This window comes from Sphingopyxis sp. 22461 (assembly GCF_052044915.1).
Classification (GTDB): Bacteria; Pseudomonadota; Alphaproteobacteria; order Sphingomonadales; family Sphingomonadaceae; genus Sphingopyxis.
In genome coordinates this window covers 86,570-99,117 of record NZ_JBQENY010000009.1, presented here as the reverse complement: position 1 = coordinate 99,117, position 12,548 = coordinate 86,570, and the positions used below count along the sequence as shown (strand labels likewise).

Genomic DNA, 12,548 nt, shown 5'->3' with positions numbered 1-12,548 from the left:
GGGTGGGCCACGTCCGCCGGGTCGCAGGCAAGAGGGTCGCACCTTTCGGGGTGCGGCTCTTTTGCGTGACGGCGGCGGTGGGTTGGCTTAGGATCGACGGTAATGAATAGCGCGATCGAGAGGGTTGTCATCGTGGGCGGCGGCACCGCCGGATGGCTCGCGGCTTGCCTTCTCGCCAGCGCGCCTCGCGCCGCAAAGCTCGACGTCACGCTGATCGAGGCTCCCGATATCCCGACGATCGGCGTCGGCGAGGGAACCTGGCCGACGATGCGTGCGACACTGGCATCGATCGGGATCGGCGAGGCCGAATTTCTCGCCGCGTGCGACGGATCGTTCAAACAGGGGTCGCGGTTCGACGGCTGGGTGACCGGCGCCGAGGGCGATCGTTACCTGCACCCGTTCACGCCGCCTCCCGCCGCACCGACTGCCGAACTGCTTGCGGCCTGGCAGGCGGGGGCGCCCGAGCTGCCGTTCGCGGCGGCGATGACCGCGCAGGCGCATGTTTGCGATCTCGATCTCGCGCCGCGCCAACGCGCGATGCCCGACTATCAGGGCGCGGCGAATTACGCCTATCACCTCGACGCCGGCAAGTTCGCGGACCTGCTTGCGATGCATGCGGTGCAGCGGCTCGGGGTGCGCCACATATCGGACCATGTCGTCGATGTGGCGCGCGACGGTGCGGGCGGCATCGCATCGGTGGCGACACGCCAGAACGGCGATATTGCGGGCGACCTGTTCATCGATTGCAGCGGCCATGCATCGCTGTTGATTGGCAATCATCTGGGCGTCGGGTGGATCGATCGCGGCGATATCCTGTTTAACGACTGCGCGCTCGCGGCGCAGGTTCCGGTCGCCCCCGGCAGCCCGATCGCGTCGCAGACGGTGTCGACCGCGCATGCCGCCGGCTGGATCTGGGACATCGGCCTGCCGGGACGCCGCGGCATCGGCTGCGTCTATGCCAGCCGCTTCATGGACGACGATGCTGCCGAGGCGACCCTGCGCGCCTATATCGCGCGCGTCCTGCCCGATGCATCCGACGTTCCGGCACGGCGCTTGACCTTTCCGACCGGGCACCGCGCGCGTTTCTGGGAAGGCAATTGCGTCGCCGTCGGCCTGTCGGCGGGCTTTATAGAACCGCTCGAGGCATCGGCGATCGTGATGATCGAATTGTCGCTGAAGGCGCTCATCGACAATTTTCCGGCCCGCCGCGCGGCCATGCCGATCCACGCCGACCGCTTCAACGACCTGTTCCGCTATCGCTGGGATCGCATCGTCGAGTTCCTCAAGCTCCACTATGCGCTCAGCCGGCGCGAAGAGCCCTATTGGCTGGCCCAGCGCGACCCCGCGCACATGCCGCCGCGCCTGACGGAGATGCTGCAGCTGTGGCGCGACCAGCCGCCGTCGGCATGGGATTTCCCGCGCGTCGACGAGATTTTCTCGGCCGAAAGCCACCAATATATCCTCTATGGCATGGGCTATCGGGTGCCCGCCGATCTGCCATCGAGCGAACGGGCGGCCGCCTTGCTCGCCGAGAACCGGCAGCGCGCGCGCGCGCTCGTCGCGGCGCTGCCCGCCAATCGCGACTATCTCGACGCCCTCGCGCCCGGTACCCAAGCCGCGGCGCGATAGGAAAGGAATTTGATGACCCGCCACGCCGTCCTCGACAACAAGACCCACCGCGACCTGCGCATCCGGACCGACGCGGGGGCGGAGCTGGGCGACGACATCATGGCGACGCTGACGGTGCCGAGCGAGTTCCGACGCGTGCAGGCGCATTTCCCGATCCTCTTCCGCCGCGAAACGGGGCGCGACGACTTTACCGCGCTGGCGATGTTCGGTTTCGAAAATGGCGAGAATCTGTTCCTCGACGGCGACCGCTGGGATGCGCGCTATCGCCCGCTATCGGCCGCGATCCAGCCGTTCCTGATCGGACGTCCGGCGGGTGGCGACGGTCCGGGGCAAATCCACATCGACATGGACCACCCGCGCATCGCCGCGGCGGGCGAGGGCATCCGGCTGTTCGATGCCGACGGCATGGCGACGCCCTATCTCGACGAGATCGCGGGGCGGCTCGGCGACCTCGACGAGGGGCATCGCGAGAGCGGCGCCTTTTACGACGCGCTGATCGCCTACGACCTGCTCGAACCCTTCAGCCTCGAAGTCACGCTCGACGACGGATCGATCCATTCGCTCGTCGGCTTCCACATCATCGACGAGGCGAAGCTGCGTGCGCTGGGCGGCGAGGCGCTCGGCGCGCTCCACGCGGCGGGGCACCTGATGCCGATGTTCATGGCGCTCGCCTCGCTGTCGCAGCTGTCGGTGCTCGTCGCGCGCAAGAACCGCAGGCTGGCCGGTGGCTGAGCGCGACCGCGCCATATACGACCGCCTCGCGCCGGTGCCCGAGCGCGAATGGAATAAGGGGGCGGGGCCGGGCGCGTTGCTGGAAGGCGCGCGCGAGCCCTTTGTCCTTCGCGGGCTGGTAAGCGACTGGCCGCTGGTTGCGGCGGGCAAGCGCTCGGACCGCGATGCGCGGCGCTACTTGCTCGATCATGCGCGCGACCGTCCGTTCAAGGTGTCGATCGGTGCGCCCGGCCACGATGGCCGGCTGTTCTACAATGCCGAGATGGAGATGAATTTCCGCATCGGAACGGGCAAGCTCGCCGACATCTTCGGCGGCATCGATACGGCCGAGGAACAGGGCGAAAACCGCACCGTCTATCTCGCCTCGATCGACATCCCGTCGCATTTCGACGGGCTCGACGAAGCGAATTCGGTCGACCTTGGGACGCGCGATCCGCTGAAGAGCATCTGGATCGGCACGCGCACCAAGATCGCCGCGCACAATGATTTTCCCGACAATCTCGCCTGCTGCGCCGTCGGCCGTCGCCGCTTCACGCTGTTCCCGCCGCACCAGTTCCGCAACCTCTATCTGGGGCCGATCGACAACACGCCCGCGGGCCGTGCGGTCAGCATGGTCGACTTCGACGCGCCCGACCTCGCGGCCTTCCCGCGCTTCGTCGATGCGATGGCCGAGGCGCAAACGATCGAACTCGAACCCGGCGACGCGATCTTCATCCCGTCGATGTGGTGGCACCATGTCGAAGGGCTCGCGGACTTCAATGTGCTGGTCAATTACTGGTGGCGCAGCACGCCCGCCTGGCTGGGGCAACCGCAGGTCGCGCTGAATCACGCGATCCTCGCGATCCGCGACCTGCCGCCTGAGGACAAGGCGATCTGGCGCGAGCTGTTCGACCATTATGTGTTCGAGAATAACGAGCAGGTCACCGACCATATTCCCGAAAAGGCGCGCAGCATCCTGGCGCGGCTCACCCCCGAAAGCGCCGGGCGCCTCCGCGCTTTCCTGTTGAGGACACTCAGCCGATGAATGAAGATAAACGCATCCAGCGCATCGTCATTGCGGGCGGCGGCACCGCGGGCTGGATGGCCGCGGCGGCCATCGCGCGCACATTGGGACAGGCGGTCGACCTGACCCTGGTCGAATCCGAAGCGATCGGGACCATCGGGGTCGGCGAATCCACCATTCCGCCGCTGGTCAATTTCAACCGCATCCTGCGCATCAACGAAGCCGATTTCATGCGCGCGACGCAGGCGACCTTCAAGCTCGGCATATTGTTCGACGACTGGAAGGATCTCGGGACGCAATATTTCCACAGCTTCGGCCTGACCGGCAAGGATCACTGGTCGGCGGGCTTCCAGCATTTCTGGCTCTATGGCCGCACCAAGGGGCATCAGCAGCCCTATGACGATTATTGCATGGAGCTGAAGGCCGCGATCGCGGGCAAGTTCGCGCATCTGCCCGAAGACCGCATGAACTACGCTTATCAGCTCGATTCTGGGCTCTACGCGCGCTTCCTGCGCGAGATGGCCGAGGCCGACGGGGCGAAGCGCATCGAGGGCAAGATCGCGCGCGTCGAACTCGACGGGACAAGCGGCGATATCGCGGCGCTTGTCCTCGACGGCGACCGGCGGATCGAGGGCGATCTGTTCATCGATTGCACGGGCTTTCGCGCACTGTTGATGGAAGGCGCGCTCCATGCCGGGTTCGACGACTGGAGCAACTGGCTGCCGTGCGACAGCGCGATCGCGCTGCAAACGCCGAATGTCCATCCGCCCGTCCCCTATACGCGCGTGATGGCGCACGACGCCGGCTGGCAATGGCGCATCCCGCTCCAGCACCGCACCGGCAACGGCATCGTCTATTGCAGCCGCTATCTGGGCAAGGATGCTGCGCTCGACCGGATGCTCGGCAACATCGAGGGCGACGTGTTGACCGAGCCCAATTTCCTGCGCTTCACTGCGGGCACACGGCGCAAGCAATGGTATCGCAACTGCGTCGCCGTCGGCCTGTCGGCGGGCTTCATGGAGCCGCTGGAATCGACCGCCATCCACCTGATCCAGCGCTCGGTGCTGCGCTTCATCCGCATGCTGCCGGCGGGGCGCGTCAGCGAACGCGACGTCGCCGAGTTCAACGAGCAGCAGATGCAGGACATGCTGCAAATCCGCGATTTCCTCGTCCTCCATTACAAGGTGACCAACCGCCGCGACAGCCCGTTCTGGCGCCATTGCGCGGCGATGCCGATCCCCGACACGCTGGCGCAGAAGATCGAGCTGTTCCGCGAAACCGGCCGCGTGTTCCGCAAGAATGAGGAATTGTTCGCCGAGAACAGCTGGGTGCAGGTGATGATGGGGCAGGGGATCGAGCCGCAAAGCCATCACCCGATCGCCGAAAAGCTGCGCGACGACGAACTCGACCGGCTGCTCGAAGCGATCCGCAGCGAGGTGCGCCAGACGGTCGCCGGCCTGCCCGCGCATCAGGATTATGTCGCCCGCTATTGCGGCGCCGCAGTCCCGCAGGCGGCTTGAAGGGCGGAAATTATGGAAGCAGAACGGGTTAGTGGCTGGCATTGTGGCGACGATGCGGTTAGCGATTGCGACACGATAGGGGGCCGGGAAAGATAATGGGGCGTCGGCGGCAGTCGGTTACGATCAAGCATGTTGCAGCCGACGCGGGGGTGTCGCTGCAGACGGTGAGCCGCGTCATCAACAACGAGCCCAATGTCCGGCCCGAGATGAAGGAACGCGTCCAGGCGTCGATCGACAAGCTCGGCTATGTTCCGTCGATCGCTGCGCAGCGGATGAGCGGGTCGCGATCCTATCTGATCCTTGCGATCAACGACCGCGAACGCACGATTGCCGACTGGCAGGGGCGGCAGGGGGTCGACTGGGTCGACCAGATGCTGCTCGGCGGGATGCTGAAATGCGCCGAATATGGTTATCGCATGATCTTCGAGCTGGTCGACACGCATAATGATCATGTCGAACGCGAATTGCGCGCGGCGATCGCGGCGCTGCAGCCCGACGGCGTCATCCTGACCCCGCCGCATTCGGATAATCCGTTGATCGTCGGGCTGCTCGACCAGCAGAAGATCCCGTTCGCGCGCATCGGTTCGCGCGGCGGCGACGCGGGCATCGCGCTGACGATGGATGACGAAGGGTCGGCGCGGCGCGCGACGCGGCACCTGATCGATCTCGGTCACAAACGCATCGGGTTCATTCCGGGCTCGCCCGAATATAGTCTCAGCCGCTGGCGCATCGACGGCTGGGAAGGCGAAATGGCGGCGGCCGGCCTCGCCACCGACGGGCTGCTCGCCGAGGGCGATTTCACCTATGCGTCGGGCGCCGCCGCGGCGCGGCATTTGCTGGCCAGCGCCAATCCGCCGACGGCGATCATCGCGAGCAGCGACCAGATGGCGCTCGCGACGCTGGAGGTTGCGCGCGACCTCGGCATCGATGTGCCGGGACAATTGTCGATCGTCAGCTTCGACAACACGCCGGTCGTCCGCTTCACCCAGCCGGCGTTGACCGCGGTCGACCAGCCGGTCGCCGAAACCGCGTCGCGCGCGGTCGAGCTGATCATCGCGGCGCAGCGCGGGGCGCCGCGTCCGACCGAACCGACGCGCGTGCAGGGCGGCCTCGTCCAGCGCGGATCGACCGCAGCGCCGCCTGTCGCCGTCCATGGCTGACGCCGGGACCCCGCGCCGCCAGTCTCTTATTTTCCTTCTGCTTTATGCGCTCGCGTCGGCGGGCGGGGCGATCGCTTATGTTCCCTTCCTGACGATCTGGCTGCCCGGGCGCATGACCCAGCTGGCGGGGGCTGCGGACGTGCAGACGCTGGGATATGTTACCTTTTTCGGTGCCGTCGCGGCGAGCGCCGGCGGCATCGGTTTCGGCTGGCTCAGCGATTTGACGCGCAATCGGCGCGGCTGGATATTGACGGGGCTGGTCCTGACGATCGCCTTGCTGCTGGTCGTTCCGCTCGCGCATAATATCTGGTCGCTCGTTGCGATCATCGTCGCGTGGCAGCTCACGCTCAACATGATGCTCGGGCCGCTCGCGGCATGGGCGGGCGACCTCGTTCCCGATGAACAAAAGGGGCTGCTCGGCGGGCTGCTCGCCTTTTCGCCGGCGCTCGGTGGCTGGTCGGGATGGCTCGTCACCTGGCCGGGGCTGGTGTCGGCGGAGCAGCGGCTTGTGGTCATTGCGCTGCTGGTGGCAAGTGCCGTCCTGCCGGTGCTGCTGCTCGGCCGCCCGCGTGCGTTCCCCGACCTTACCGCGCCGCCCCCGGCTCGCGCAGTTGGCGAGCGGCGGCGACCGACCGGACCGGCGGTGCGGATGTGGCTGGCGCGCCTGCTCGTCCAGATCGCCGAGGCGGCGCTGTTCGCCTATCTCTATTTCTGGTTCCGCTCGATCGATCCCGGAATGCACGACAATGAAAAGGCGCGATTGTTCGGCATGGCGCTGACGATCGCTATACCGATCGCGCTGGCGAGCGGCCGCTGGGCCGACCGCAACGACCGGCCCTTCGTGCCGCTCGTCGTCGCCGCAGCGGTGTCGAGCCTGGGAATGGTCGGTATGGCACTGGCGACGGGGCTCGACGCGGCGAAGGCGAGCTACCTCGTCTTCGGCATCGCGTCGACCGTGTTCCTGTCGCTCCATAGCAGCCAGACGCTGCGCATCCTGCCGCGGTCGGACCGGCGCGGGCGCGACCTTGGCATCTTCAATCTGACCAATACCGTGCCGTCGCTGATCATGCCGTGGCTGACGATCTCGCTCGTTCCGGGTTTCGGTTTCGACGCGCTTTTCCTGTTGCTCGCGGCGCTCTCCGCGATCGCGGTGCTGCTGCTCGCGACGATGCCGCGGCTGCGCTGATATAACGCAAAAACAGAGCGCTTGCTTTCATCCACTCCCTATGCGAAGTGAAACTTGATAACGTTCACATAAGAGGAATGGGAGAGACGATGCGCCGACAGGCAATGGGTATGGTGACCGCGCTGCTGCTGGCAGGAACGGCAACCGCGACCGCGCAGACCACTGGAACCGAAGCGGCCAAGGTCCATCCGGAACTATGGCCCGCGGCAAAAAGCCCCGCGGCGATCACCGATCCCAAGACCGAGGCGCGGATCGACGCGCTGATGAAGAAGATGACGATCGAGCAGAAGGTCGGCCAGCTGATTCAGGGCGACATCAGCACGATCACGCCGAAGGATCTCGAAACCTATCCGCTCGGCTCGATCCTCGCCGGAGGCAACAGCGGCCCCAATGGCAATGAACGCTCGACCGCCGCCGACTGGGCGAAGCTGGTCGGCGATTTTCGCGCGGTGTCCTTGCGCCCGCAAGCGAACGGCGTCGCGATCCCGATCATCTTTGGCGTCGACGCCGTCCACGGCCACAACAATATCCCCGGCGCGACGCTGTTCCCGCACAATATCGGCCTCGGCGCCGCGCGCGATCCCGAACTGATCCAGCGCATCGGCGCGGTCACCGCCGCCGAAATTGCCGGCAGCGGGATCGAATGGACCTTTGCCCCGACGCTGGCGGTGCCGCAGGATCTGCGTTGGGGGCGGAGCTATGAAGGCTACGCCTCCGACCCGAAGCTGATCGCCGACTACGCCAAGGCGATGGTGCTGGGGCTGCAGGGGCCGCTGGTCGCGGGCAAGACGGTCGACGGCACACATGTCGCGGCGACCGCCAAGCATTTCCTAGCCGACGGCGGGACGTTCGAGGGCAAGGACCAGGGCGACGCCAAGGCCGACGAGAAGGAACTGATCGCCAAGCATGCGATGGGCTATCCCGCCGCGATCGACGCCGGCGCGCTCACCGTGATGGCCAGCTTCTCGAGCTGGCAGGGCGTCAAGCATCACGGCAACAGGGGGCTGCTCACCGACGCGCTCAAGGACAAGATGGGCTTTGCGGGCTTCGTCGTCGGCGACTGGAACGGGCATGGGCAGGTTGCGGGATGCAGCGTCACCGACTGCGCGCAGTCGATCAACGCCGGGCTCGACATGTTCATGGCGCCCGACAGCTGGAAGGGGCTGTACGAGACCACGCTGAAACATGCGAAGGACGGCATGATATCGGCGGCGCGGCTCGACGATGCGGTGCGGCGCATCCTGCGCGTCAAATACAAGCTCGGCCTGTTTCCCGAAGGCCATGTCGACCGCAGCGTGGTGAAAGCCGTCGGCACGCCCGAACATCTGGCTGTCGCGCGCGAAGCGGTCGCCAAGTCGCTCGTTCTGCTGAAGAATAACGGCAGCGTGCTACCGATCAAACCGGGCGCGCGCGTGCTCGTGACCGGCCCCGCGGCCGACAGCATGGCGATCCAGTCGGGCGGCTGGACGATCAGCTGGCAGGGGACCGACGTCACTCACGCCGACTTCCCCAACGGCCAGACGATTTGGGAAGCGCTGAACAAGTCGGTGCGCGATGCGGGCGGCGTTGCGACGCTGTCGGACGGCGGCGTGTATAAGGAAAAGCCCGACGTCGCGATCGTCGTGTTCGGCGAGGCGCCCTATGCCGAATTCCAGGGCGACGTCGCGACGCTCGACTATCAGCCGTCGGAAGCGACCGATCTCGCTACGCTCAAGAAGCTGAAGGCTGCGGGCATTCCGGTGGTCGCGCTATTCCTGTCGGGACGGCCGATGTTCACCAACCCCGAAATCAACGCCGCCGACGCGTTCGTCGCGGGCTGGCTGCCGGGATCGCAGGGTGCGGGCGTCGCCGACGTGCTCGTCGCGGGCAAGGATGGAAAGACGGTGCGCGGCTTTACCGGCACGCTGCCTTTCGCCTGGCCCGCCGACGCGCGATCGCCGGTCGAAAAGCCGCAGTTCGCGGTCGGTTATGGCCTGAAATATGGCGCGAGCACGACGGTTCCGCAGCTGTCCGAGGAATTGGGCGTCGACATCGCGGCGGCGCTGAACGTCGAAAATTACTTCTCGGGTGGCCGCGCGCGCGCGCCGTGGGTGCTGACCGTGACCGACGCGGGCGGATCGCGCCCCGTGGAATCGCCGCCGGTATCGAGCCCCGGCGGGCTGATCGCCGCGCGCTCGGTCGATGTTCGCGCGCAGGAGGATGGCAAAAGCTTCGTCTGGACGGGTCCCGCCGCGCTGCACCTCAGCGGTCCCTATGCCGACCTGTCGCGCCAGCTGAACAACAGCTTCGCGCTGCGTATCGACTGGCGGATCGATGCGACCAGCAGCGCGCCGGTCAGCCTCGCGCTCGGCGGCAAGGCATTCGACATCTCGGCGGCGGTGAAGGCGGCGCCAAAGGGGCAGGTCTCGACGATCAAGGTGCCGCTCCGCTGCTTCGCCGATGCGGGCGCCAATCTGCGGCAGGTTGACTATGCCGTCTCGATCCAAAGCGACAAGGGCTTCGCCGCGACGCTGTTGAATACGAATGTCGAGGCGGTCGGGGAGAATCTGCCTTGCCCACCGGCGGTAAAGTGACAAGACCGTCATCCGGGTTAGCCTGAGACAAGGCAAGGGGAGAGAGATAATGGCATTGGCGCCGAACGTCGCGACGAACGCGACCGAACAGCCGGGCAAGGGCGGTAACAGCACGCGCGTGGTGCTGATCCTCGCCTTTGCGGTGTTTTTCCTGCTGGGCGGGGTGACGAACATCAACGACCTGCTGGTCGGCAAGTTCAAGCCGATGTTCCACCTGACGCATGCGCAGGCGAACCTCGTGCAGATGGCGTTTTTCATCGCCTATGGCGCCTTTTCGATTCCCGCCGGCATCATCATGTCGAAGCTCGGTTATATCCGCACCTTTGTGCTCGGGTTCGTCATCGTGGCGGCGGCCGCCTTCCTCTTCATCCCGGCTTCGGCCGCAGCGTCCTACCCCGGCTTCCTCGCGGCGCTCTTTTGCATCGGCGCGGGGATCACGGTCCTGCAGGTCGCGATGAACCCGGTGATCACGACGCTGGGGCCCGTCGAGACCTCGCACAGCCGGCTGACCTTTGCGCAGGCGTTCAATTCGATCGGGGTGTTCCTGATGGTCTATGGCGGCGCGACCTTCCTGCTCGGCGATGAGCAGCCGATCGACGCCGAGACCGCGAGCGAGGCGCAGATTCAGGCCTATCGCGTCGCCGAGGGCGCGTCGATCGGCACCGCCTATATGTGGCTCGGCGTGCTGATGCTGGTGATCGCGGCGGTGTTCTGGATGTATCGATCGGCGATCGATCACGCCAAAGCCGACGATGTGAAGCTTGAGGGCACCTGGGGCTTGCTGACCCACAACCGCCGCGTCCAGTTCGGCGCGCTGTGCATCTTCGTCTATGTCGGCGCCGAAGTGGCGATCGGCTCGAACCTGATGGCCTATCTGGCCGAGCCGAGCGTGATGGGGCTGGGGCTCCAGGCGGCGGGCAAGCTGGTCGCGATGTACTGGCTGGGCGCGCTGGTCGGCCGGTTGCTCGGCGGCTTCATCCTGCGACTGGCGAAGCCGGGACGCGTGCTCGCGACCTTCGCGGCGGGCGCGATTTCGCTGATCGTCCTGTCGGCGGTGACGACCGGGGCACTGTCGGGTTGGGCGCTGATTCTGGTCGGCTTCTGCAATTCGCTGATGTTCCCGACGATCTTCAGCCTCGCGACCGAGGGGCTTGGCGAACGGACGCCGCAGGGGTCGGGCATCATGTGCACCGCGATCATCGGCGGGGCGATCGTCCCGTTCCTGTTCGGAACGGTGGCCGACCTCAGCGGCGACATCCGGCTCGCGCTGGCGGTGCCGCTGATCTGCTATGCGATCATTGCGAGTTTCGGGCTGTGGGTGGCGCGTCCGGCGACCGCGTAACGGTCGAGACAAATAAACTGCGGGCGATCGCGCGCTGGTGCGCGATCGCCCGCGGCCTCCCGCCCCCCGCGGGAATCCCAGAAATTCAGGCCGGATCGGCGATTTCGATCCGGTTTCGTCCGCCGGCCTTGGCCTTGTAGAGCGCAGCGTCGGCGGCCTTGAGCGCGGCGCGCGTGTCGCCATAGCCAAAGACGTCGGCGACCCCGCCCGAGAAGGTGATCTGGCCAAAGGGCTCGTCGGTTTTGCGATTGATCAGGCGCCGGTCTGCCAGCGCCTCGCGCGCATCGTCCAGCTTTTCGGCGGCCTGCGTTGGTGTCAGGCCGCGGAACAGCATGACGAACTCTTCGCCGCCGTGACGCGCGACATGACAATGGTCGTTCGAAATCCGCGCCAGCGTGTCGGCGATCGCCTTGATGACGCGGTCGCCCGCCTCGTGGCCGTGGATATCATTGACCTTCTTGAATTCGTCGATGTCGCAAAAGGCGATGCTCAGCGGTTCGACCGCGGCGCGCGCTTCCTTATAGTGCCGGTCGAGCAAGGCCTCGAACGCGCGGCGGTTGGGCAGACCGGTCAGATAGTCGAGCTCGGCGTCGCGTTTGGCGCGATCGAGGCTGCGGCGCAGCGCCTTCGCCTCGTCCTCGCTCTTGCGCATGTCGTCCTCGGCCTTGCGCGTGCGTTCGAGCATGACCTTGGCAAGGTCGGCGAGGCTCGAGACGATGCGCCCCGTCTTCTGCAGCTGTTCGAGATCGACGACATGCTGCTCGAGTTCGGTGCCATAGTCAGTGGTGGCGGTTCGCGCTTCTTTCGTATTCGCCTGGAACGCCTCGATATTGGTTTCGAGCCGGGTCATCAGCCGGTCGAGTTCGACGCGATCGGGCTGGCCCGCTTCCTGTTCGTCGAGTTCGTTCAGCCATTTCTGGCTGATCCCCTCGGGAGTCTGCGCCTGCGCGATCACCTGCCGCGCGAGCCGGGGATTGCGGCCCGAAAAGGCGCTGTGCGCGAGCAGCAGATTGGCGGGTGACACGTCGAGGTCATTATCGACGAGGAAAGAGGTGATCGATGCGGCGAGTTCGTATCGCGCCTGGCGTGCAAGGTCGTACGGCCCCGCCCCGTTCGGCGGCGCATGGCCCCCTTCGGGGGGAGCGCCGCGCGATTGGCGAAGCCCCAGCCAACCCAGGAACCGTCCTACCGGCTCGTTCGATTGTGTCGCTTTGGTGGTCATGCGACATTTAACGTGTCGCGCAGGGCAGGTTTAAGCCGGATTCGTGCCAGAGAGCGCTTATCTTCGATCCTGTCTGGTCCAGATCGGAGGGATCGTCGCAATCGAAACGGCAAAACAGGAACTTAGGTCGACTTGCCGCGTGAACGATTGCGCAGGCGGGCGGTTTTCTGGCACTGAGCCT

9 protein-coding genes are annotated in these 12,548 nt (G+C 66.0%); 8 read left to right on the top strand and 1 reads right to left on the bottom strand.

Annotated elements, in window-relative coordinates; genetic code table 11:
* The first annotated feature begins 102 nt into the window (after positions 1-102).
* From ACTJI5_RS15840 to ACTJI5_RS15805, 8 genes are all read left to right on the top strand, one after another.
* Positions 103-1,629: a tryptophan halogenase family protein gene (locus ACTJI5_RS15840; RefSeq protein ID WP_440860986.1), complete on the top strand. Its 1,527-nt coding sequence runs from the start codon at positions 103-105 to the stop codon at positions 1,627-1,629.
* A gap of 12 nt (positions 1,630-1,641) precedes the next feature.
* Positions 1,642-2,361, top strand: a complete 720-nt coding sequence (locus ACTJI5_RS15835; protein WP_440860985.1) for a SapC family protein — start codon at positions 1,642-1,644, stop codon at positions 2,359-2,361.
* A complete protein-coding gene (locus ACTJI5_RS15830) occupies positions 2,354-3,385 on the top strand; it encodes a cupin-like domain-containing protein (protein ID WP_440860984.1) in 1,032 nt (343 codons plus the stop codon). Before ACTJI5_RS15835 ends, ACTJI5_RS15830 begins: the two co-directional genes overlap by 8 nt.
* Positions 3,382-4,884 carry a tryptophan halogenase family protein gene (locus ACTJI5_RS15825; RefSeq protein ID WP_440860983.1) on the top strand — a complete coding sequence of 501 codons (1,503 nt, stop codon included), beginning with the start codon at positions 3,382-3,384 and terminating at the stop codon, positions 4,882-4,884. Before ACTJI5_RS15830 ends, ACTJI5_RS15825 begins: the two co-directional genes overlap by 4 nt.
* A gap of 95 nt (positions 4,885-4,979) precedes the next feature.
* Positions 4,980-6,044 (top strand): LacI family DNA-binding transcriptional regulator, encoded by a 1,065-nt coding sequence (locus ACTJI5_RS15820; protein ID WP_440860982.1) that lies wholly within the window; start codon positions 4,980-4,982, stop codon positions 6,042-6,044.
* Positions 6,037-7,230 carry an MFS transporter gene (locus tag ACTJI5_RS15815; protein ID WP_440860981.1) on the top strand — a complete coding sequence of 398 codons (1,194 nt, stop codon included), beginning with the start codon at positions 6,037-6,039 and terminating at the stop codon, positions 7,228-7,230. The genes ACTJI5_RS15820 and ACTJI5_RS15815 overlap by 8 nt, the downstream gene beginning before the upstream one ends.
* A gap of 89 nt (positions 7,231-7,319) precedes the next feature.
* On the top strand, positions 7,320-9,803 hold the full coding sequence (locus ACTJI5_RS15810; RefSeq protein WP_440860980.1) for a glycoside hydrolase family 3 N-terminal domain-containing protein: 2,484 nt from the start codon (positions 7,320-7,322) through the stop codon (positions 9,801-9,803).
* Positions 9,804-9,852: 49 nt separating this feature from the next.
* Entirely contained in the window at positions 9,853-11,145 is a 1,293-nt protein-coding gene (locus tag ACTJI5_RS15805) for a sugar MFS transporter (protein WP_440860979.1), read from the top strand.
* An 85-nt stretch (positions 11,146-11,230) separates the two neighbouring features.
* Here the strand turns inward: ACTJI5_RS15805 and ACTJI5_RS15800 are convergent, their stop codons facing one another.
* Positions 11,231-12,367 (bottom strand): diguanylate cyclase, encoded by a 1,137-nt coding sequence (locus ACTJI5_RS15800; protein ID WP_082639433.1) that lies wholly within the window; start codon positions 12,365-12,367, stop codon positions 11,231-11,233.
* Positions 12,368-12,548 lie beyond the last annotated feature (181 nt).